Genomic DNA, 22,132 nt, shown 5'->3' with positions numbered 1-22,132 from the left:
TTTTTAGAGACCTGTCTTACAGGTTTTTCTTTAAAAAGTAAATAACTGAAAATTAAGATTAATGATTTTTGAAAGAGGTGGGGCATACACATAACAAAAAAGGGATTGTTTAAGAAAGGGGGATAAGAAATGGTCTTGTTTGGTTATCCACTTGAAACAATTTATTTATACGGATTTATAATTGCAACTATACTTACTGTCATTTATATCTTCTTTGGAGATATATTTGAATCAATATTTAGCTTTGGTGGAGGATCTGTATCCATTGTAACTTTATTACTTAGTTTTTTTGCAATGTTATGTGGATTTAGTTATATAGGAGAATATTTATTTTCCTTTAATAGCATTATTATTTTTGGTGGCTCATTTGCTATATCCTTTATCGGTGTTTTCATAATGAAAATATTAATTTTAAAACCGATTGCAGAGGCAGAGCAAAATACAATGCACCGCATGGATGAATTTATTGGACGAAAAGGAGAAGTAATTATATCGATTCCGAAAGAAGGATTTGGAGAAGTATTAATCTCATCCCAATTTGGAAGTAATGCAATACCAGCGAAAACAATTGGGAAAAAAGATATTTCACAAGGAACCGAGGTCATTATTGAAGGAGTTCAAGATGGTGTTTTGCTTGTACAAAACATCGCTTATTCTTTAAAGAAACCAAAATTATAAGGGGGAATTTACATGACGATTCCATTAATTATCGGTGGAGTTTTACTCGCAATTTTACTTCTACTCATTTTAGTATTTATTACGAAGTATCGTACAGTTGGTCCAGATGAAGCATTAATTGTAACAGGGAACTGGCTTGGTGGTGGAAAGAATGTTGTTATCACTGATGATGGAAAGAAGATTAAGATTATCCGCGGTGGTGGTACTTTCGTTGTTCCAATTATGCAACGGGCAGAACTTCTTAGTTTATTAAACTACAAATTAGAAGTTGGAACACGTGATACGTATACGAAACAAGGTGTTCCGATTACAGTAAACGGTGTTTCTATTATTAAAGTAGGATCGACAATTGAAGAAGTTTCTACAGCAGCTGAACAATATTTAGGAAAAGAAACGGAAGAGTTAAAAGTAGAAGCAAAAGAAGTTTTAGAAGGGCATCTACGTGCTATTTTATCTTCTATGACAGTAGAAGATGCTTATAGTAATAGAGAGCAATTCGCACAAAAGGTGCATGAAGTGGCCTCTACTGATTTGAAGAAGATGGGACTTCGCATCGTTTCCTTTACAATTAAAGAAATAATGGATAAAAACGGCTACTTAGATGCACTTGGTCAGCCGCAAATTGCAATGGTTAAGCGTGATGCAACAGTTGCAAATGCAGAGCGTGAAAAAGAAGCACGAATTGAAAAAGCTCGTGCTGAGAAAGAAGCAAAAGAAGCAGAATATCAACGTGATGCACAAATTGCTGAAGCTGAAAAGCATAAGGAATTAAAAGTACAATCTTATAAGAGAGACCAAGAACAAGCTCGCGCAGATGCAGATCTTTCTTATGAATTACAACAAGCGAAAGCGCAACAAGGTGTTACAGAAGAGCAAATGCGAGTTAAAATCATTGAGCGTGAAAAGCAAATTGAGTTAGAAGAAAAAGAGATTGCGCGTCGTGAAAAGCAATACGATGCAGAAGTAAAGAAAAAGGCAGATGCAGATCGCTATGCTGTTGAACAATCAGCCGAAGCGGAAAAAGTAAAACAAATGAAAAAAGCAGATGCGGATCAATATAAAATTGAAGCAGAAGCAAGAGCACGTGCAGAAGAAGTTCGTGTAGAAGGTTTAGCAAAAGCAGAAATTGAAAAAGCGCAAGGTCAAGCGAAAGCGGAAGTACAAAAAGCGCAAGGTACAGCGGAAGCAGATGTTATTAGGTTAAAAGGTTTAGCAGAAGCAGAAGCGAAACAAAAAATTGCAGAAGCATTTGAATTATATGGGCAAGCCGCGATTATGGATATGGTTCTTAAAATGCTTCCAAGTTATGCGAAAGAAATTGCGAGTCCACTTAGCAATATTGATAAAATTACAGTTGTTGATACAGGCGGCGGTGGTAAGAATAGCGGTGCCGGTAAGGTTGCAGGCTATGCGACTGATTTAATGGCAACAATGCAAGAAACGTTAAAAGCTTCTTCTGGCATTGATTTAAAAGAATTACTAGAAGGATTCGCTGGAAAAGGTGCCGTGCAACAACTATCAAATGATAAACCTGTAGTATCAGTAGTAGAAGATGAGAAGAAAGAAATAAACAAAGATAAAGAATAGCAAGATGAAAAGAACCTCTAGTAAATGGGATACTAGAGGTTCTTTCGTGAAATGTAGTATTTCGAATAATGTACATTTTTATATATTGTTTTAATTATTTAAATTCTATAGAATGAAAAAGGTATGTAACAATACTTTAAATGTAGAGAAAGATGAGGGAAAAGAGAAAGAGGGTCTCATCAATACATTTAAATCGTATGATTTGTATAAAAAGATTAAATGTAAAGTAATTGCATTTAAAACGGTATGGAGGGGTAGGAATATGTTTCAAGGAAAATTAAGGAGTAGAAGCTTAAAAACAAAGTTACTTGTATCATTTATTATTATTTTAATTCTTCCAAGTATTGTAATTGGTTGGACGTCTTATCAGCAGGCGAAGACAAATTTTAATGAAACAATTTTGCAATCAGCAAAAGATAACGTGAAGGTTTTAAATAATGTAATTAATAAAGAGTTAGATAGTAAGAAAGTAGACGCAGCATATTTTACAAAATTATTCACTGGAGCGAGCTATCAAGCAGATCAGCTTCAAAACGTGCAAAATAAATTAGAAGAATATAATAAATTACATCCAGAAATGGAAGCAATCTATACTGGATCTAGTAATGGACAATTTATTCAATCACCGGTACTTCAAATGCCAGAAGGGTATAATCCTACAGAAAGAGATTGGTATAAAGAGGCAGTGAAAAAAAGTGGTGAAGTAATTATCACAGCTCCATATAAATCAAAAACGACAGGAAATATTGTTGTTACAATAGCAAAACAAAATGAAGATAAAAGTGGCGTTCTCGGTATTGATTTAATTATTAATGATATTGTAAATACTTCAAAAATGGTTAATATCGGTAAAGAAGGGTATGTTGCAATTTTTGATCAAGATAAAAATGTAGTAGCACATCCAGCGTTAAAGCCGGGGGAGAAGGTAGAAGAGAAACTTGAAAAAGAGCTGTACAAGCAGGAAATAGGTGATTTTAAATTCTCATTAGATGGTGAGGATCGTAATATTACCTTTAAAACAAATAAGCAAACTGGATGGAAAATAGCAGGAATTATGCCTTCAAAAGAAATAATTGAAGCGGCTGAACCTATTTTCTATAAAACATTAACTGTTATTGGTATCTCGTTAATAATTGGTGGAATTATAATTTACTTCATAATCGCTTCTATTATTAAACCGTTAAAGCAACTTGTTATATCAGCGAGGAAAATTAGCGAAGGTGACTTAACGGAATCAATTGCTGTTCGTTCGAGGGATGAAATTGGACAGTTAGGTGAAAGTTTTAATGAGATGGCGGCATCATTACATGATGTAATTTCAAATATTAATACTTCAGCTGGTCATGTAGCAGCTTCTTCGGAAGAATTAACGGCTAGTATGAAGCAAGCAAGTGAAGCGACGGAACAAATTACAAGGGCGATGGAACAAGTATCGAGTGGGGCAGAAATACAAACGCGGGAAGTTGAAGAAGGAGCGACTCTGTTAGAAGAAGTTACAGAAGGAATTCAGCGTGTTGCGGATAGCTCTTCATTAGTATCCACAGCCTCTATGTATACGAAGCAAAAAGCTGAAGATGGTGGAAAGTTAGTTGAACAAACTGTGAATCAAATGCAATTAATTCATGAGTCTGTGTCACAGTCAGACGAAGTCATTTCTTTATTAGATGATAAGTCGAAGCAAATTGGAGCTATTTTAGAAGTGATTCAACATATTGCACAGCAGACAAACTTATTAGCATTAAATGCTGCAATTGAGGCTGCAAGAGCTGGAGAGCAAGGAAGAGGTTTTGCAATTGTAGCAGATGAAGTACGTAAACTAGCGGAACAATCGGGACAGTCTTCTACGGAAATTGGAAAGTTAGTGAAAGAGATACAATTTGATATAAAAGAAACTGTAAGTTCTATGAATCAAGTTGGGACAGAGGTACAATCAGGGCTTGTAGTTGCAAATGAGGCGAAGCAAAGCTTTGTAGAAATATTGAAATCTACAAATGATACAGTTGTACAAATTGATAGTATGGTAGATGTAGCGAAGCGAATGACGATAGATACAAAACAAGTAAGTGCATCTATTAATGAAATTGCAGCAACGATTGAAGAAAATGCAGCAAGCGTTCAAAATATTGCTGGCTCCTCTGAAGAACAAGTAGCTTCAGTAGAAGAAATAAATTCAGCAGCAGTTCACTTATCGCGAATGGCTGAAGAATTACAAGAGATGATTGGTAAATTTAAAGTGTAATAACAAGCATTAAGAAACGAGGTAGTAATTTTACCTCGTTTCTTTTTTTATCCCGCTATTTGTGGGCAGTAAAACTCCCACCTCATAATTCGGCTGGAGCAAAGAAGTTAGGTGGGAGTCGGGCGGCCCGTAGATGCCCGATTGGTGAAGGCTAATGATCAGTGAGGGATGAACAAAACCCCCACTGATTAAAGTTTCACTTTATGAAGATAAAGATAAAGAAATATATAGTAACCGTGTTATGATAAAAGGTGATATTTAAAAAAACTGTATTTTCTTTAAATTCTATCTTTAGCCATGTTAGGGGAATGATTTTGAAATTGAAGAAATTGAAACTACAACCGAGAATTACATTAACTATTAGTACACTTATTCTTGCTGTGCTTCTGTTAACGAGTTATTTATTTTACTACATATTATCTGAAACAGTAGAAGAACAAATTGGAAAAAGGGCGTTGCATGTTGCGAAAACAGTTGCTGCTATACCGGAAATTGGGGAAGCTTTTCAAAAAGAAAATCCAGCTTCTATTATTCAGCCAATTGCAGAAAAAATTCGAATCGAAACAGATGCTGACTTTATTGTAGTTGGAAATAAAGATGGTATTCGTTATGCACATCCTAAGCGAGATAAAATAGGAGAAGCTATGGTGGGCGGAGATAACAAAGGGGTTCTATTAGAAGGGAAATCTTACGTTTCGAAAGCAACGGGATCATTAGGGCCTTCATTACGTGGAAAAGTCCCAATTCGTAATCAGGATAATGAAATTATTGGTGTAGTATCTGTTGGTTTTTCCATGGATGATATTCATGGAGCGATAGAAGTGTATGGAAAGCGTGTGTTTTGGATTACAATAACAGGTCTGTTAATTGGGATAATTGGCTCTGTATATTTAGCTAAAAGTATTAAGCGGATGATGTTTGGAATGGAGCCAGAAGAAATTTCATCTTTATACGAGGAGCATAGTACAGTTATTCAATCTGTACGTGAAGGAATTGTAGTAATCGATAAAAATGGTATGGTTAGTTTAGTAAATCAAGCGGCATACGATATCCTTTCTTTAGATAAACAACAAAATATAATAGGGAAATTTATTTTAGATGTTATTCCTAATTCATCGATACTGGATGTACTTCAAACCGGAGAAGAACAATTTGATCGCCAATTAAATATAAAGGGGCAGGATGTTATTGCTAATCGTCTACCTATTAAAGTTAATCATAAAGTAACTGGTGTAGTATCCAGTTTACGCTTGAAATCTGAGATGGATCAATTAACAGCAGAATTGTCTCAAACGCGGCAATATACAGAGGCACTGCGGGCACAAACGCATGAATATAACAATTTATTGTATACGCTTTCGGGTCTTATCCAATTAGAGTCGTATGAAGATGCTTTAGAGCTTATTCATAAGGAAACAGCAGTATATCAAGAGTTCGTTCAATTTATTATGAAACGAATTCAAAATCCATGGTTAGGTGGGATTTTAATTGGATTTTATAATAGGGCGCGAGAGTTGAAGATTGATTTTATGTTAGATCGGGAAAGTAGTTTAGAAGAGTTAAGTCCGCATATTGAGGGTAATTACGTTGTTTCTATTTTAGGGAATTTGATCACGAATGCATTTGAAGCAATTGAAAGAAATCAAGATCATGATAAGAAAGTAAGAATGTTTGTAACAGACATGGGGGAAGAAATATTAATTGAAGTAGAAGATTCAGGACAAGGTGTTCATGATGAAATAATTACAAGTATATTCTATAAAGGTTTTTCGACGAAAGTGGGCGAAAAACGTGGATATGGATTAGCGAAAGTGAAAGAGTTAGTGGAAGACTTAAATGGAAGTATTGCGATTGAAAAAGGGGATTTAGGTGGTGCTTTATTTATCATTGCATTACCGAAAGAGAGAGGCGAATTGTAATGAATGAGGGGATTGAAGTATTGATTGTAGAAGATGATATTCGGATTGCGGAAATTCATCGTCGTTTTACTGAAAAAATTGAAGGGTTTAAAGTAATTGGAACAGCAACGACTGGGGAACAGGCGAAAGAATGGTTAGAGTTTGTAAAGCCACAACTCGTTTTATTAGATGTATATTTACCTGACATGCAAGGGACTGAACTCGTCACATATATTAGGCATAATTTGCATGATACAGATATTATTATGATTACAGCCGCATCAGAGACGAATGTAGTGTGGCATGCTTTACGAGGCGGAGTAACAGATTATATTGTAAAGCCACTTACATTTGATCGGTTTAAAACAAGTTTAGAAAGTTATCAAAAGAAGATTACGAAGTTAAAGAAAAATATTCAATTATCTTCAGAACAGATTGAACATCTATGGTCCCAAAGAGGGGTGCAGGCAAATCAAATAGAATATGCGCCAAAAGGAATCGACCCTTTAACGTTAGCAAAAATAAAAAAGCATATGCTAACTATTAATGAAGAGGGAATTACTGCAGAGATACTAAGTTCAATGGTAGGTGTAAGCCGATCAACTGCTAGGCGCTATTTAGAGTATTTGATCTCTGGAAAGAAAGTGCATGCGGAGCTTATATATGGAAGTGTGGGAAGGCCAGAAAGAAGGTACTTCCGCGTTTCTTCATAGGGGATTTTTACAACAATAAAAACAGTAGAGGATTATTACATTTCCTCTACTGTTTTTTCTAGTTTCATCTTATATTGGAATAATTCCAATTACAATTCCAGTAATCAACATAACCATTGTCGTTCCAACGGCCCAAAGTAAAGTGAATCGTTGGTGTTCACCAAAATCAACCTTGGCCATTCCGACTAATAAATAAGTGGAAGCAACGAGGGGACTCAGTAAGTGAACAGGTTGACCGAGTAACGAAGCACGTCCCATTTCTGCTGCACTAATTCCGTAAGCGGCAGCAGCTTTCGTTAAAATAGGTAATACGCCGAAGTAAAAAGCATCATTAGACATGAAAAATGTGAACGGCATACTTAGTAAAGCTGTAATAATTGGAAGCTGTGGGCCAAGTGCATCTGGTATAAGAGTAACAACACTTTGAGCCATCGCATCTACCATTTTTGTTCCAGATAGAATACCTGTGAAAATTCCAGCAGCAAAGACGAGAGAAACAACCGCTAATACGTTTCCAGCGTGAGACGCAATACGCTCTTTTTGTTGCTCTAAGTTTGGATAGTTAATCATAACGGCAATAGCAAAAGCGACTGTAAATAGAACAGGTAGCGGCATAACTTCTAGTATGAGACAGACAAGTAATGTAGCGGTCAATAAAAAGTTAATCCATAGCAGTTTAGGGCGTTTATGCACGGCAGCTTCAACAGTCGCAGCTTGCTCATCCATTGTTTGCATTTGTTTTAAATATTGTACATCCATAATTCCTAAACGTTTTCTTTCTTTTTTTCCAAGATAATAGGCAACGAAAACTACCCAAATTGCACCAGCAATCATTCCTGGTATAAGTGGTGTGAAGAGCTCTGATGCATCAAGTCCAAGAGCACTCATAACCCGAGCAGTTGGTCCACCCCAAGGTGTAAGATTTGTAACACCTGCCCCTAACATAACAACCCCAGCTAATATAAGTGGATTCATTCCAAGACGTTTATATAGTGGATACATTGCGGAAACTGTAATCATATATGTTGTTGTTCCGTCACCATCTAATGAAACGATAATAGTAAGAATAGCTGTACCAACAACAATTTTTAAAGGATCACCTTTTACAAATTTTAAAATTTTACTAATAACAGGATCGAATAAACCGCTATCAATCATAATTCCGAAATATAAAATGGCGAACATAAGCATAATACCAGTAGGTGCTAGCTTTTGAATTCCTTCTAACATCATCGGGCCCATATTGGCATAAAAGCCACCAATTAATGCGAAAGTAATTGGAATTAATATTAATGCTACTAAGGCTGACATACGTTTAGTCATAATCAAAAACATAAAGACGAATACCATTGCAAATCCAAGTAATGCTACCATGTAATCTCCCCCTCAAAAAATGATTACGCTTTCAAAATAAAATAAAAATTCAGATAAAAGGTTTTTTGTTTATAATAAAAGGTTCAATTGGAATGGTAAATAATTTGAAAAATAACATCATTAGAAGCATAATCTTTATTTTGATCATTTTGTTCACAGGGTAATTTTGAATTTTTAAAAAGATAAATGCCTTCGTACAAGAATGATAGAATAAGATGGAAATAGCGAAGCGTGAAGTAGGGAGTAGATTTTGAATGCAAACAAGAATAGAAGAAATTTATAGTTCATGTAAAGGAAAAGTAGAGGAGATTTTTATTAATGAATCCTCTTACGTATATGAATGGGAGAAATTAATGATGATCCGAAAGCACGATGGTGAGCTTGAGAAAATCGGGATAGGGATCAGTGGAAATATAAGATTAGTAAATGTAGAAGTTGGACAGGAAATTGATACGGATACATTATTAGTTAAGCTGGAAGATGATTTATTAATTACTGGTTGTGAATGATGAGGGATGTGTAGAAGTAACTGCACATCTCTTTTTTGTTCCATATATTACAAAAAGAACATTGTTTTTTCACAAATCTCACACAACCTTCTGCTATTCTTTTCGTGGAGTATACGGTTTTTAGGGAGGAATATTAATGAGGGTAAAATATGTCGTACTTGTTATATGTGTATGTTTCATCTTTATGGCAGTAGGATGTGGAAAACAGGAAATAAAAGCTGTGGCAATTAATGAGAAACATGATAAATGTGATATTTGCCAAATCGGGGTAATGGATAATCAATTTGCAACAGAAATCATTTTAGAAAGTGGAAAAGCGTTAAAGTTTGATGATATCGGTTGTATGTATAAATGGATGGAGATCAATTCAGGTGAAAAGACGAAAGAAAAATTTGTTCGAGATTATGATTCGAAAGATTGGGTTTCGTTAGAAGATGCTACTTACGTATATGATAAAACAATAACGACACCGATGGCTTATAATGTCATTTCATTTAAAAATAAAAAAGATGCAGAGAGTTTTGTATCTAACTATAAGGGGAAAGTTCTTTCGTATAAAGAGCTATCAGAGCATAAATGGGAAATGAATAAAGAGATGATGGGGAAACCGAAAACAGGGAATCACGGTGGGCATCATTAATAATAGAAAAAGACAACTATATAGTTGTCTTTTTCTATTATTACTCAGGTGCAAATATAGAAAAGGTGTAAAAATTTTAGAAGAACGGTTACAATGGAATATAGTAACCTAAAGCAATCATTTATGTACTTTTTAGAAATATATACAAATGCGGTAAAAACGTGCTAAACTAATTGCTTCATAATGTTAATGATGAGGCCATCAGGCGTATCATTCCAATAGGTTGAGAAACATAGTATAAGTTTAAGATAATCCGATTAAAGAAGGAATCTAAAGGGCTTATGGATAAATGTACTCAAGAAGTGTTATTGTATGTGATGGAGGAATGGTTAAGAAAACATTATCTTTCATAGGAGCTGTAGTTGTGAGAAAACAAAAAATTTTATTATGTATGTTATTAGGACTTTTAATGACGGTAGTGGCTTGCGATAAGCAAGAGGAGCCAGAATCAAAACCGGTTCATGTGAAAAACGAAAAGAAAAAAGAAAAGCATAAAGAACAGGAAGAATCTAAAGAAGAAAAAAGTATAAATTTAATGGACAAACAGTTGCTACTTTCTGCGACGCTTGGAGACACAGAAACAGCTATGAAGCTGATCCAAGATGGAGCGAATATCAATGTAGAAGGTGACAACGGAGAAACGCCTGTCCTTGCAGCAACGTATCAAAATCATGTAGAGACAGTTAAAGCATTAATTGATGCGGGTGCTGATATTGAAATTCAAGACGAAAAACAAAGTAATCCATTTCTTTATGCAAGTAGAGAAGGATATACGGATATTGTAAAAGTATTAATTAATGCAGGAGTTAATACGAAGGAAACGACTAAGTCAGGTGGAACAGCACTTATTTCTGCATCTGAGCGTGGCCATGTAGAGGTTGTTAAAGAATTATTAGAGCATACAGATATTGATGTGAATTATAAGAATGAACGTGGTGGAACAGCTTTATTAGAAGCAATTGTATTAGGAAATGGTAGTGAAAGTCATAAGAAAGTAATTCAAATGCTTATTGACCACGGGGCAGATGTAAATATGGCCAATAAGGAAAATATTACGCCGCTGCAATATGCTGAAAAAAGAGGTTTTAAAGATATTGCGAATATGTTGAGGATAGCTGGAGCGAATGAAGTAGTACAGCCGCAACCACAACTGGCAGAATAACAAGCTGAAGAAATAAAAAGCACGAGATAATCCCATTTAGATAGACAGAATGAAGAAGTCATTTTAGTATGATGGATTCAGTAATGTGTATTTAAATGGGATTTTTGTTTTGAAAAAATGGATGGATGCTATATCGAGAAGGCTACAAATAGTAGTTAAGGAGGGTATAAATGCGATTTTCAGAACTTGAGTTAATAGCAATTCAGGCAGAAGTTTTATTTGTTCATAATCAAGTAGGAAGAATAAAGTGTGTAAATGAAAATGGAAATCTGAAAGCACCACGTTTTTTTCTTAGCAGAACTCGTGAAGGGAATATAACGAGGTATCATTATAAACTGCATGGTGAAATGATAAGTAAGATTGAGAAATTAATTCGAGAATGCTCAAATCACATTGAGATAGCAAAGATTATTAAAGTATTAAATGAAGAGAGAACGGTGGAGAATATTTGGGTGGGTCCTGCTTTCATGTTCCCTAATAATTTACATAAGCCAACTAGAACAATACAAATAACAGAGAAGAATAAAGAGCTTTTGCGAGAAAATTTTTCTAATCTAATAGAACAGATGGAATGGAGGCGACCTTATTTTGCAATTGTAAAAAATGAAAAGGTAGTTTCTATATGTTGCAGTGCCAGAAGTACGCCCGTAGCTGCTGAGGCAAGTGTGGAAACTTTAGTGGAGTTTCAAGGGAATGGATATGGTGCTGATGTCGTTACAGCCTGGGCACTATCAATACAAGAGGAAAAGCGCATTCCGCTTTATAGTACTTCTTGGGATAACTTTGCTTCGCAAGCAGTGGCGAGAAAACTAAAACTCATTAACTATGGAATGAATTTACACATTGATTGAATTTTAAACATTGTTGTGTTCTGTTGGGGTTTATTCGTATATCTAGATTATTGTAAAAGTGATATGGTGAATATTAACATTCGATTAACATCTAATTAACAATTTATCAAAACTGACTTAATAAATGCGTAATATAGTAAAGATAACAAAATAACTAGGGTAGAGAACATTTGAGAACACCCGCTTACATATAACGTGCCGCTTTCTTAAGTGTGCTCTATTCCCTAGAGTTCAAATAAGGAGAAAGGTGTTCTATGTAAGTAGGTGTTTTTAGTTTGGATAAAAATAGAAAAGCTAGGTGGAATGAATGTTTAAAGAACCTTATATTGCGATGATAAAGGATTGGGAAGGGTACAAAACATACAAAAAATTACCGAAAACAGTTTTTCTTATGACTGGTTCAATGCTGGAGTTACCAGAGCGTGTATATGAACTACAGAAACATGGACACGATGTATTTCTTCATTGTGATTTTATACAAGGCTTAAATACGAACACAGAGGAAGCACTTTTATATATTCAAGATGTTATCGGAGCACAAGGTATTATTTCGACAAAGGGATCGACAATTCGAAATGCCAATAAAATTGGATTGAAAACGATTCAACGCATTTTTATTGTTGATACTTTATCTCTTACAAAATCAATTGAAAATTGTAAAACGACTAAACCGAATGCAGTAGAGATTATGCCTGGCATTATGCCTTCTATTATTAAACAGCTAGCGGAGGAAATAAAATTCCCTATTATTGCAGGTGGGCTGATTCAAACGCGAGAGGATGCAGAAATCGCAATTCGTGCAGGAGCAAGTGCAATTTCAACGAGTCATTATGAAGTGTGGATACAAGAAGAAAAAAGGAGTGCAACCTTGTGATTGAATTGAAAAATGTTTCAAAGGTATATAAAAATGCGGAAGAGACAGCAGTTAAAGACGTATCAGTTCATATTAAAAGAGGAGAATTTTTTGTTTTAGTTGGACCTTCTGGATGTGGAAAAAGTACATTATTACGAATGCTGGCTGGTTTAGAAGAAATTTCTTCGGGAGATTTAATTATTAATGAACATGTTGCAAATGATTTAGAGCCGAAAGACCGTAATCTATCAATGGTATTTCAAAATTATGCATTATATCCACACCTAACTGTAGAAGAAAATATTTTATTTGGACTTAAGGTAAGGAAGGTACAAAAAGAAGAGCGACAAAAGCGATTAATGGAAGCTATTGAAATGGTAGGACTGAAAGAGTATGTGAAAATGAAACCGGGCCAATTATCAGGCGGGCAAAGACAGCGTGTTGCACTTGCTAGGGCCATCGTCAGTCAAGCACCGATTTGTTTAATGGATGAACCACTTTCGAATTTAGATGCGAAATTACGTGCACAGATGAGGATTGAAATTAGAGAAATTCAGCAACGATTAGGAATTACGATGATTTACGTTACTCACGATCAAATAGAAGCAATGACTATGGGAGATCGTATTATGGTTTTAAATAAAGGAAGTATACAACAAGTTGGAACACCGCTTGATATATATAACGAACCAGCAAACGAATTTGTTGCAAGTTTTATAGGTTCTCCTTCTATGAATATAAATGATGGGGAAGTGGATAAAGAAAAAGGCATATTACATATAGGGCAATTGCAAATCCCATTATCTATTGGACAGCTAAAGCAATTACCAGAAGGAACTATTCGAATAGGTATGCGTCCTGAGCATATTGCACTGTCTGAGGAAGGACAAGAAGTGACGCTGCAATCTGTAGAAGTATTAGGGAATGAATCTATATTAAACTTTGCGGTAAATGGAACAACTTGGAGTGCGAAAGTCATCGGACAGTTACTCCTGAACAAAGGTGACAAAGTAAAATTATTATTCTCGCAAGAAAAACTATGCTTCTTTCATCAAAATAAGAATGAACGATTAAAAGTGGTGGCTGAAGAAGAGTTGAAAGTGGTGGCGAAATAATGATTGAAGTAGGTAAGTTACCAGTTCAAACAACAGTGTCAAAAAAGAAGAGTTTATGGGGCAGAACGAAAGATTTAAGAATAGGATTATTGTTTTTGGCGCCATCTATTTTGTTATTTTCAATTTTTCTTTTCTATCCATTGTTTAGGACGATCTACTATAGCTTTTATTTAACAGATATACACGGAGAAGCTAATCTTTTCGTTGGCTTAGAAAATTATCAATATTTATTTTCGGATCCTGCTTTCTACAAAAGTATAAAGTCAACTTTATTATTTGTTTTATATACAGTTCCTACTAGCATTGTATTCGCCTTATTTCTTGCATTAATTGCAAATGAAAAAGTAAGAGGGATCGGGTTATTCCGAGTACTATTTTCTTCAACGATGGGAATATCAGTAGCTGCTAGTGCAGTGATTTGGCTATTTTTATTTCATCCAAGTGTAGGGTTATTTAATAATATATTAGCCTCTATGAATCTTTCTGCAATCGCATGGTTAACGAGTCCAGAATGGGCACTGTTTTCTGTATCGGTTACAACGGTTTGGGTGAATACAGGATTTGCATTTTTAGTTATATTAGGTGGTTTACAAAATATTGATACGTCTTTATATGAGAGTGCATCTATAGATGGTGCTAGTTATTTATATAAGCTTCGCCGCGTTACATTACCGATGCTATCACCAACTTTATTTTTTATCGTGACAGTAACGTTAATTAGTGCATTCCAAAGCTTTGGACAAATTGATATTTTAACGCACGGTGGACCGAATGATGCAACGAATTTAATTGTGTACTCGATTTATAAAGAGGCATTTGTGAATCATCAATTTGGAACAGCAAGTGCACAAGCGATGGTATTATTTATTTTCATTTTTATTGCTACATTGATTCAATTTAAGTTTGCTGAGAGAAAGGTGCATTATAAATGATCGTTAAACAGTGGAAACAAAATTTCCTATTATACATGCTGCTCATTATTAGTGCAGTAATGGTGTTTTTTCCTGTACTGTATGCGTTTTTAATAAGCTTTATGACACCAGACGATATTCAAATGAGAAGGTTATTTCCAACTCAATTTACTTTTGATAATTTCATTAATATTTTTCAAAAAGTACCTCTTTTTACATACTTATATAACAGTTTAATTGTATCGACAGTTGTTATGCTTGGACAACTTATCGTATCCAGTTTAGCAGCTTATGCTTTTGTTTTTCTTCAGTTTAAAGGCAGAAACTTAATTTTCTTCTTGTTTATTTCAACAATGCTTATTCCGTGGGAAGCAACGATGGTACCGAACTTTTTAACGATTCAAAACTTCGGATGGATTAATAGTTTTGCTGGGATGACGGTGCCATTTTTTGCAACAGCTTTCGGTATTTTCTTACTACGTCAACATTTTATGACACTTCCGAATGAACTGAAAGAAGCTGCTTTTATTGAAGGGATTGGAAATGTAAGGTTTTTATTCAGTGTTGTAATTCCGTATTGTAAAACGAGTTTTATTACGCTTGGAGTATATAGCTTTTTAACAACGTGGAATATGTATTTGTGGCCGCTCTTAGTAACCACTGATGAAAAAGTAAGAACGGTTCAAATTAGTGTAAAGCAGCTTCAATCTCAAGAAGTTGCAACTGATTGGGGCAGTGTAATGGCCGGTGTTACGGTTATCGTCATTCCAACGTTGATTTTACTATTTTTAGGGCAAAAGCAATTACAAAAAGGATTAACAAAAGGTGCAATTAAATAAGCATACATAGGAAAAGGTGGGATTGAGATGAGTTTATTGAAAAAAAGTGCTGCTCTTTTAATGGCAGCCACAATGGCATTAACCGGCGCAGCTTGTTCAAATAGTAAAACAGAGGGGAAACCTGAAGCACAGGCAAAAGTAGCTCCAGTTGAAAAGAATGGTGATAAAACTGTAATTCGTTTCTGGCATGCAATGGGTGGAAAAACACAAGGTGTACTAGATGGGCTTGTTGCAGACTATAATAAGTCGCAGAATAAATACGAGATAAAGGCAGAGTTCCAAGGAACATACGAAGAGTCTTTAACGAAATTTAAAACGATGTCTGCAACGAAAGAAGCGCCAGCTCTTGTTCAATCGAGTGAAATTACAACGAAGTATATGATTGATAGCAAAAAGATTACGCCTATCGATAGCTGGATTAAAAAAGATAAGTACGATACATCAAAATTAGAAAAAGCAATTACGAACTATTATTCAGTTGATGAAAAAATGTATTCTATGCCGTTTAATTCATCTACACCAGTATTAATTTATAATAAGGATGCTTTCGCGAAGGCTGGATTAGATCCAGAGAAAGCTCCGCAAACATATGATGAGTTAAAAGAAGCGGCGAAAAAGTTAACGATTAAAGAAGGCGGAAATGTAAAGCAGTATGGATTTTCAATGCTGAATTATGGTTGGTTCTTTGAAGAGTTGTTAGCGACACAAGGTGCTTTATATGTAGACAACGAAAACGGCCGTAAAGATGCTGCAAAGAAAGCGGTATTTAACGGAAAAGAAGGTCAAAAAGTATTTGGGATGTTAGATGAATTAAATAAAGCTGGTGCACTTGGAAAGTATGGAGCAAGTTGGGATGATATTCGTGCTGCGTTCCAGTCTGGACAAGTTGCTATGTATTTAGATTCTTCAGCTGGTGTTCGTGATTTAATTGATGCATCTAAGTTTAATGTAGGCGTTTCGTATATTCCGTATCCAGAAGATTCGAAACAAAATGGTGTTGTTATTGGCGGTGCATCATTATGGATGACGAATATGGTTTCAGAAGAAACGCAGCAAGGTGCTTGGGACTTTATGAAATATTTAACGAAGCCAGATGTACAAGCAAAATGGCATACTGCAACAGGATATTTCTCAATTAATCCAGATGCATATAATGAGCCGTTAGTAAAAGAGCAGTATGAAAAGTATCCGCAGTTAAAAGTAACGGTAGAGCAATTACAAGCAACGAAGCAATCTCCAGCAACTCAAGGGGCATTAATTAGTGTATTCCCAGAATCAAGAGATGCAGTTGTAAAAGCATTAGAAGCAATGTATGACGGAAAGAATAGTAAAGAAGCTTTAGATGAAGCTGCAAAAGCAACAGATAGAGCAATTAGTATTTCAGCTCGTACGAGTCAAAAATAAGAGAAAGCCGCATCCTTTTTCAGGATGCGGCTTTCTTTATTGGGAGATAAGGGATCAAAGAAATGATGAAGTCTTATCTCGTTTATATGAGTAAAGGGTCTAGAATGAATTTTGTCTTTTTCATTATTTGTTTAACTCCATTGCAACTTGTTTCCCATTTACAAAAACCGCTGCCACCGCTACTACAACTTCCATCACTTTTTTCATATCTCATCTCTCCTTGTTTTTTGTTTCATTTCTTACTTTTAGTATAAGGAAATGCAGTAATTGCAACCATCGAATTGGATGACAAGAGACTTACATTGTTGTAAGGATAATAGTTTTATTTGTAATAAATGCTATTTCGGATTGTGATTCAGAAATTTCTGTCGTTTTAATCTATAATTAGAAAGAGAATGGTTTAGAAAGAAGGGGAAGAAATGAAGAGAATACTTGTTATTAGTGATATTCATGGAGAAATAGAAAAGTTCGAACAGTTATTGGAAGAAGCTCAATACGATGCAAGACAGGATCAATTGATTTTATTAGGGGATTATGTAGATCGTGGTCCAAATGCGCGTGCAGTAATTGAAAAGGTAAAAGAGTTAAAAGAAGCGGGAGCCCTCGTTCTAAAGGGCAATCATGAAGATATGATGATCAAGGCGTTAACGACTGATGAGGAACGTTCATGGAACCATTGGGTAAAAAGGAATGGTGGAGATAAAACGTTATATAGCTATGGATTTGTAGAAGAAGACATTGCGGTTAATGAGGAAAACTTCCAAAAACCGATTTTACAATCTCATATATTAGAGGAACATGTAACGTTTATTCAAGAATTAGATCATTACATTGAAACAGAAGAGTATATCTTTGTACATGCTGGTGTTGAGCCGATGAACCGAGTTTCTGAATCTGAACCATATACGTTAATGTGGATCCGTAATGAATTTCATAATGGATATAGCGGCGAAAAGGTTGTTGTATTTGGCCATACGGAAACAAAAACGCTTCATGGTAGTGAGAATTGCGGAGTGTATTTTGGTAGTAATCGTATTATTGGAATTGATGGCGGTGCGGTTTATGGTGGTCAGTTAAATTGTTTAGAATTGCCGAGTAAAAAGGTGTATGTAGTAAAAAATTGAAAGAGATAAGGGTAATCTTATTTCTTTCAATTTTTTATTAAGCAAAATTTAAGAAAGAGCCTTTATAATAAAGGTTCAAAATTTTATATCGAGCAAAACTTTAGAAGGAAATAGTTGAAAATGAAATTACATAATATGATTACATTATTTCGTTATGAAGAGAAGAGATGCAATAATAAAGAGAGTTGAAATAGATTGTGGAAGGTGAGAATATGCGCTTACTTGTAGTAGAAGATAATGCCTCGTTATTAGAGTCTATCGTACAAATTTTACGTGATGAATTTGAAGTGGATACGGCAATGAATGGGGAAGACGGCTTGTTTTTGGCGCTGCAAAACATTTATGATGCAATTTTGCTTGATGTGATGATGCCAGAAATGGACGGATTTGAAGTGATTCAAAAAATACGTGATGAAAAGATTGAAACGCCAGTCCTGTTTTTGACAGCGAGAGATTCTTTAGAAGATCGAGTGAAAGGATTGGACTTTGGTGGAGATGATTATATTGTTAAACCGTTTCAGGCCCCTGAATTAAAAGCGAGAATTCGTGCATTACTACGCAGAAGTGGTAGTTTAACAACACAGCAGACCATTCGCTATAAAGGAATTGAATTGTTCGGAAAAGATAAAGACATTCAAGTAGATGGACAAGGTATTAAACTGACATTAAAACAATACGAGCTACTAGAGTATCTCATTCAAAATAGCGGGAAGATTTTAATGCGTGAACAAATTTTCGATCGTGTTTGGGGATTTGATTCAGATACGACAGTAGCAATTGTAGAAGTGTATGTACATCATTTACGTAAAAAATTAGAACCATTCGGTTATCAGAAAGATATTCAAACCGTTCGTGGTATTGGATATATATTAAAAGAACAATGAGAAAGGGAAGCATGTTTCAAAAGACACGTATTCGTCTAACTATATTGAATTCGTTAGTATTTATCCTATTAATAGGTGTATTAGGTAGTATTATTTATTCGTACACATACAAGCGTACTTATAATGAAGTGGATCAATCTATAAAAATGATAACTCAGTATAGAGAAAAATTTGATGTTAAAATGCCACCACCAAGAAAACGTATAGAGAATATCAAAATTCGAGACCCACGGATAACTATAATAACTTGGAATGGAAAAATAGTGGAGATAGAAGGCGATAACCATAAATTTCGCTCTAACTTTGAAGGGGATTTGGAAAAGTTTTCTCCAAAAAAGGTAGGGGATTTGCAAGATATTGAAGTGCAAGGACGATATTTTAGAACGTTTGCGTTTCAAGAAGATGGAAAAATAGTTCAAATTGTACGTGATACAACAGCTGAAGAAGAGATGCTAAATACTTTATTTTTAATTCTCATAATAGGTTGTAGCATAGGCAGTCTATGTGCAATAGGTATCGGTTTTTTCCTAGCTGGCAGGGCACTCATACCTATTCAAAATTCATGGGAGAAACAGCAGCAATTCGTTTCCGATGCATCACATGAATTAAGAACACCGCTTGCAGTTATTCAATCAAAAACGGATGTATTATTCCAGTCGCCATCCGCTACGATAGAAGAAAAAGCCGTGGATATCTCTACAATTTCAAAAGAATGTAGGCGGCTATCGAAACTCGTTAGCAATTTATTGTTGTTAGCACGTTCGGATTCTAATCAAATTGAGATGGATAAGAAAACATTTGAACTGGATAAGTTGTTAGAAGAAATTATAAATCCATATAAAGAAATTGCCTCTTATCAAGAAAAAGCGATGATATTAAAAGTAGAACGTGATATAACGTTTATGGGTGATAGAGAGAGAATCCATCAAATGATGGTCATATTGTTAGATAATGCGATGAAGTATACGAATGAAGATGGGCATATTCAAATTGATTGCACACAAACGAGTAATTCAATTTGTATACGGGTGAAAGATAATGGGATAGGAGTTAAAGAAGAAGATATTCCAAATTTATTTGATCGTTTTTATCAAGGAGACAAAGCAAGAAGTATGTCAGAAGGAGCTGGGTTAGGTCTTTCAATCGCTAATTGGATTGTAGAAAAGCATTATGGAAAAATATCGGTAGAGAGCAAATGGGGAGAAGGAACTTGTTTTGAAGTGATTTTCCCAAAAAATCAAAGATTATAAGTGAGAAGACGACCTTGTTTTTACAAGGTCGTCTTTTTTAAGGGAAAGTTAAGGAATAACTTGTAGCATGTATTACATAATGGAAACTTGTGATGGAAAAAAAAGATGTAAGGTTTTTTTGAATGAACTGGATAAATCATAAGGTTATTTCTAACAGAGATGAAGTTTATGTATAGTATAAAAAAAATTATGGGAAAGCTGGAAAAAGAAAGCGTGAGAGGGAGGAAGAAGTCTTGAAAAAGAAAATGATGACGGTATTCACTATTGGAGTAATGAGTTTAAGTATATTAGGGGGTGCCTCCCCTTCTGGAATGACAAAAGGAAAGACAGATTACACGCAGCGTAGTAAAGAACAATTAAATGATGGGAAAATACATGCAATGCATACGGAAGAAAAAGCGGAAAAGTTAGGCATTGAAACGGATGGGAAAGAACAAATTACGTTAGAAAAAGAAATTCATGAGACGGAAGTAGGAAGAGAAGCTAATCAATTAGGTATCTCGGCAGAAGGAAAAGATGTTGGAATTCTTTCAGAAGAAATTTATGAAACAAAAGTGAGGAAAGAAGCGTTGAAACTAGGAATATCTATAGAGAATACGTCGATTGTAAGTTTAATTGATCAAATTAATAAGATTAAAATTAATAATGAAGCAGAAAAGCTTGGTGTTTCAACTGAAGGAAAAGAAATAGAAGAGATTGAGGAAGAAATCTACGGAACGAAAGTTAGAGAAGAAGCAGAAAAGCTAGGTATTGCTCAACAAGGAAAAGAGATGGAAGAGTTAGCAGGGGAAGTGTACGAACAAAAAGTACAGGAAGAAGCAAAAAAATATCATATTGATTTATATGGCAAAGATATATATCAAGTATTAAGAGAAATAAATGAGCAAAAGGTAATAGAAATAGCAGATGAGCTAGGTATGGATAGAACGAATTTGAAGATTCAAGATTTAGCGGAGAAGATAAATCTTGAACAACCTGAAAAGGGAAAAGAGCTTAAGTTTGTTCCTATGGTTCAAACAGATGCTAATGCGTTTTATTCGTATTTAACGAATTAAAAAGGGCGTGAGAGTGATACGAAAATGGAAGTGGTATATATGTATGGCCTTACTATGTATAGGGGTATGGGGTGCATATACAAATGGAATTACAAAGTATGTGGAGAAAGTAAAGGGGTTACTATTTTCAAGTGTACAAAGTCAAAAACGAATAGAGTTTAGTAATAACGATGAAAAAGTCATGTTATCAAATGTGCCTTTAATTCAGCAATTACCAGAGTTAGATAGAGGCTGCGAAGTAACAAGTTTAGCGATGATGTTACAATACGCAGGTGTTTCTGTAGATAAGATGAAATTAGCAAATGAAATAAAAAAAGTTAATTTTATGGAAGATGGTGTACGTGGGAATCCGAATGAAGGATTTGTAGGGAATATTTATACCTTTTCTGAATCCGGATACGGTGTATATCACGGACCACTTTTTCAATTAGCAAAAAAATATTTACCGAATAAAGCTGTGGACTTAACAGGGAAGAGTATAGAAGAAATTTATAAGAGTGTAAAAGCAGGGCACCCGGTAGTCATGATTACGAATGCAACATATGCTCCTTTAGATGAAGATGAATTTACTACATGGGAAACAAATAGTGGGGATGTTTCTATTACGTATAATGAACATTGTGTTGTACTTGTTGGGTACGATAAGGAATCTGTATATATTCGAGATCCCCTCGATGATAGCTTAGATGTAAAAGTGCCAAGAGGAAAATTTGAACAGGCATGGGTGCAGATGGGGAGTCAGGCAATTAGCTATGTAAATAACTCCAAATAAATTAGGAAGAAGAGCATGAACTATATAACTATAAGGTGAAGGATAAAGATTTAAGGAATTGTAAGAGAAGTTTTGCAGATTTTTTTGAAGAGAAGCTGTTAAAAAACAAGAGAACTTTAGCTTATTATATATGCTAAAGTTCTCTTGTTTTTTAGGATTAAAATGTTTAGGAGAAGTGGATATGTAAAAATGCATAATTGACGAAAAAATTACATGTTATCATTATATATTGTTTTATACATGTTGATTGTATAAAATTACACAAGTGTTCTAT

At 34.8% G+C, this 22,132-nt stretch carries 20 protein-coding genes and 1 pseudogene; 20 read left to right on the top strand and 1 reads right to left on the bottom strand.

The window, feature by feature from the left end; all coding sequences use genetic code 11:
- Positions 1–129 precede the first annotated feature (129 nt).
- The 6 genes and pseudogenes from MKX66_RS17065 (at position 130) to MKX66_RS17045 (ending at position 7,115) form a co-directional block, all read left to right on the top strand.
- Entirely contained in the window at positions 130–678 is a 549-nt protein-coding gene (locus MKX66_RS17065; RefSeq protein WP_088032433.1) for an NfeD family protein, read from the top strand.
- Between the two features lie 12 nt (positions 679–690).
- Complete coding sequence (locus MKX66_RS17060; protein WP_002029662.1) at positions 691–2,265, top strand: flotillin family protein; 1,575 nt, start codon at positions 691–693, stop codon at positions 2,263–2,265.
- Positions 2,266–2,377: 112 nt separating this feature from the next.
- Positions 2,378–3,565: pseudogene (locus MKX66_RS30885) on the top strand (HAMP domain-containing protein); the annotation flags it as partial.
- Entirely contained in the window at positions 3,557–4,504 is a 948-nt protein-coding gene (locus tag MKX66_RS30880; protein WP_373695849.1) for a methyl-accepting chemotaxis protein, read from the top strand. The pseudogene MKX66_RS30885 and the gene MKX66_RS30880, both read left to right, overlap by 9 nt.
- 308 nt (positions 4,505–4,812) lie before the next feature.
- Positions 4,813–6,423: a sensor histidine kinase gene (locus MKX66_RS17050; RefSeq protein WP_326997106.1), complete on the top strand. Its 1,611-nt coding sequence runs from the start codon at positions 4,813–4,815 to the stop codon at positions 6,421–6,423.
- Positions 6,423–7,115: a response regulator gene (locus tag MKX66_RS17045; protein ID WP_061689360.1), complete on the top strand. Its 693-nt coding sequence runs from the start codon at positions 6,423–6,425 to the stop codon at positions 7,113–7,115. The genes MKX66_RS17050 and MKX66_RS17045 overlap by 1 nt, the downstream gene beginning before the upstream one ends.
- 69 nt (positions 7,116–7,184) lie before the next feature.
- Here MKX66_RS17045 and MKX66_RS17040 read toward each other — a convergent pair whose 3' ends face one another.
- Positions 7,185–8,489: a CitMHS family transporter gene (locus MKX66_RS17040; protein ID WP_061689361.1), complete on the bottom strand. Its 1,305-nt coding sequence runs from the start codon at positions 8,487–8,489 to the stop codon at positions 7,185–7,187.
- 254 nt (positions 8,490–8,743) lie between these two features.
- Here MKX66_RS17040 and MKX66_RS17035 point away from each other — a divergent pair, with 254 nt between their 5' ends.
- From MKX66_RS17035 to MKX66_RS16970, 14 genes are all read left to right on the top strand, one after another.
- Entirely contained in the window at positions 8,744–8,998 is a 255-nt protein-coding gene (locus MKX66_RS17035) for a hypothetical protein (RefSeq protein ID WP_149190134.1), read from the top strand.
- A gap of 136 nt (positions 8,999–9,134) precedes the next feature.
- Positions 9,135–9,638, top strand: a complete 504-nt coding sequence (locus MKX66_RS17030) for a nitrous oxide reductase accessory protein NosL (protein WP_002140312.1) — start codon at positions 9,135–9,137, stop codon at positions 9,636–9,638.
- 289 nt (positions 9,639–9,927) lie between these two features.
- Positions 9,928–10,800, top strand: coding sequence for an ankyrin repeat domain-containing protein (locus MKX66_RS17025; protein WP_326997107.1), 873 nt, complete (start codon positions 9,928–9,930; stop codon positions 10,798–10,800).
- A gap of 170 nt (positions 10,801–10,970) precedes the next feature.
- Positions 10,971–11,651 carry a GNAT family N-acetyltransferase gene (locus MKX66_RS17020; RefSeq protein WP_002125110.1) on the top strand — a complete coding sequence of 227 codons (681 nt, stop codon included), beginning with the start codon at positions 10,971–10,973 and terminating at the stop codon, positions 11,649–11,651.
- Between the two features lie 307 nt (positions 11,652–11,958).
- Complete coding sequence (locus tag MKX66_RS17015; RefSeq protein ID WP_002169199.1) at positions 11,959–12,525, top strand: glycerol-3-phosphate responsive antiterminator; 567 nt, start codon at positions 11,959–11,961, stop codon at positions 12,523–12,525.
- Positions 12,522–13,619 carry an ABC transporter ATP-binding protein gene (locus tag MKX66_RS17010; RefSeq protein WP_113708913.1) on the top strand — a complete coding sequence of 366 codons (1,098 nt, stop codon included), beginning with the start codon at positions 12,522–12,524 and terminating at the stop codon, positions 13,617–13,619. Before MKX66_RS17015 ends, MKX66_RS17010 begins: the two co-directional genes overlap by 4 nt.
- On the top strand, positions 13,619–14,551 hold the full coding sequence (locus tag MKX66_RS17005) for a carbohydrate ABC transporter permease (protein WP_215590666.1): 933 nt from the start codon (positions 13,619–13,621) through the stop codon (positions 14,549–14,551). The genes MKX66_RS17010 and MKX66_RS17005 overlap by 1 nt, the downstream gene beginning before the upstream one ends.
- A complete protein-coding gene (locus tag MKX66_RS17000) occupies positions 14,548–15,369 on the top strand; it encodes a carbohydrate ABC transporter permease (RefSeq protein ID WP_341086785.1) in 822 nt (273 codons plus the stop codon). Before MKX66_RS17005 ends, MKX66_RS17000 begins: the two co-directional genes overlap by 4 nt.
- Positions 15,370–15,396: 27 nt before the next feature.
- Positions 15,397–16,773, top strand: coding sequence for an ABC transporter substrate-binding protein (locus tag MKX66_RS16995; RefSeq protein ID WP_002029681.1), 1,377 nt, complete (start codon positions 15,397–15,399; stop codon positions 16,771–16,773).
- Between the two features lie 419 nt (positions 16,774–17,192).
- The gene (locus MKX66_RS16990; RefSeq protein WP_002029682.1) at positions 17,193–17,897 is read left to right on the top strand and encodes a metallophosphoesterase family protein; all 705 of its coding nucleotides are present in this window, start codon (positions 17,193–17,195) and stop codon (positions 17,895–17,897) included.
- Positions 17,898–18,109: 212 nt separating this feature from the next.
- Entirely contained in the window at positions 18,110–18,781 is a 672-nt protein-coding gene (locus tag MKX66_RS16985) for a response regulator transcription factor (protein ID WP_002091066.1), read from the top strand.
- Between the two features lie 11 nt (positions 18,782–18,792).
- A complete protein-coding gene (locus tag MKX66_RS16980; protein WP_033708775.1) occupies positions 18,793–20,031 on the top strand; it encodes a sensor histidine kinase in 1,239 nt (412 codons plus the stop codon).
- A 233-nt stretch (positions 20,032–20,264) separates the two neighbouring features.
- Positions 20,265–21,086, top strand: a complete 822-nt coding sequence (locus tag MKX66_RS16975) for a hypothetical protein (RefSeq protein ID WP_002140315.1) — start codon at positions 20,265–20,267, stop codon at positions 21,084–21,086.
- Positions 21,087–21,129: 43 nt separating this feature from the next.
- Positions 21,130–21,858, top strand: coding sequence for a C39 family peptidase (locus MKX66_RS16970; protein ID WP_002125127.1), 729 nt, complete (start codon positions 21,130–21,132; stop codon positions 21,856–21,858).
- The last annotated feature ends 274 nt before the right edge of the window (positions 21,859–22,132 follow it).

Source organism: Bacillus sp. FSL R9-9530 (genome assembly GCF_038008145.1).
GTDB lineage: Bacteria > Bacillota > Bacilli > Bacillales > Bacillaceae_G > Bacillus_A > Bacillus_A mycoides.
This window is presented reverse-complemented; position numbering and strand designations above follow the sequence as displayed.

Bases quoted from the DNA above. Each gene is read 5' to 3' on its own strand.
- MKX66_RS17065 (WP_088032433.1), top strand. From the start codon at position 130: ATGGTCTTGTTTGGTTATCCACTTGAAACAATTTATTTATACGGATTT.
- MKX66_RS17060 (WP_002029662.1), top strand. From the start codon at position 691: ATGACGATTCCATTAATTATCGGTGGAGTTTTACTCGCAATTTTACTT.
- MKX66_RS30880 (WP_373695849.1), top strand. From the start codon at position 3,557: ATGGCGGCATCATTACATGATGTAATTTCAAATATTAATACTTCAGCT.
- MKX66_RS17050 (WP_326997106.1), top strand. From the start codon at position 4,813: ATGATTTTGAAATTGAAGAAATTGAAACTACAACCGAGAATTACATTA.
- MKX66_RS17045 (WP_061689360.1), top strand. From the start codon at position 6,423: ATGAATGAGGGGATTGAAGTATTGATTGTAGAAGATGATATTCGGATT.
- MKX66_RS17040 (WP_061689361.1), bottom strand. From the start codon at position 8,489: ATGGTAGCATTACTTGGATTTGCAATGGTATTCGTCTTTATGTTTTTG.
- MKX66_RS17035 (WP_149190134.1), top strand. From the start codon at position 8,744: ATGCAAACAAGAATAGAAGAAATTTATAGTTCATGTAAAGGAAAAGTA.
- MKX66_RS17030 (WP_002140312.1), top strand. From the start codon at position 9,135: ATGAGGGTAAAATATGTCGTACTTGTTATATGTGTATGTTTCATCTTT.
- MKX66_RS17025 (WP_326997107.1), top strand. From the start codon at position 9,928: ATGTACTCAAGAAGTGTTATTGTATGTGATGGAGGAATGGTTAAGAAA.
- MKX66_RS17020 (WP_002125110.1), top strand. From the start codon at position 10,971: ATGCGATTTTCAGAACTTGAGTTAATAGCAATTCAGGCAGAAGTTTTA.
- MKX66_RS17015 (WP_002169199.1), top strand. From the start codon at position 11,959: ATGTTTAAAGAACCTTATATTGCGATGATAAAGGATTGGGAAGGGTAC.
- MKX66_RS17005 (WP_215590666.1), top strand. From the start codon at position 13,619: ATGATTGAAGTAGGTAAGTTACCAGTTCAAACAACAGTGTCAAAAAAG.
- MKX66_RS17000 (WP_341086785.1), top strand. From the start codon at position 14,548: ATGATCGTTAAACAGTGGAAACAAAATTTCCTATTATACATGCTGCTC.
- MKX66_RS16995 (WP_002029681.1), top strand. From the start codon at position 15,397: ATGAGTTTATTGAAAAAAAGTGCTGCTCTTTTAATGGCAGCCACAATG.
- MKX66_RS16990 (WP_002029682.1), top strand. From the start codon at position 17,193: ATGAAGAGAATACTTGTTATTAGTGATATTCATGGAGAAATAGAAAAG.
- MKX66_RS16985 (WP_002091066.1), top strand. From the start codon at position 18,110: ATGCGCTTACTTGTAGTAGAAGATAATGCCTCGTTATTAGAGTCTATC.
- MKX66_RS16980 (WP_033708775.1), top strand. From the start codon at position 18,793: ATGTTTCAAAAGACACGTATTCGTCTAACTATATTGAATTCGTTAGTA.
- MKX66_RS16970 (WP_002125127.1), top strand. From the start codon at position 21,130: ATGGCCTTACTATGTATAGGGGTATGGGGTGCATATACAAATGGAATT.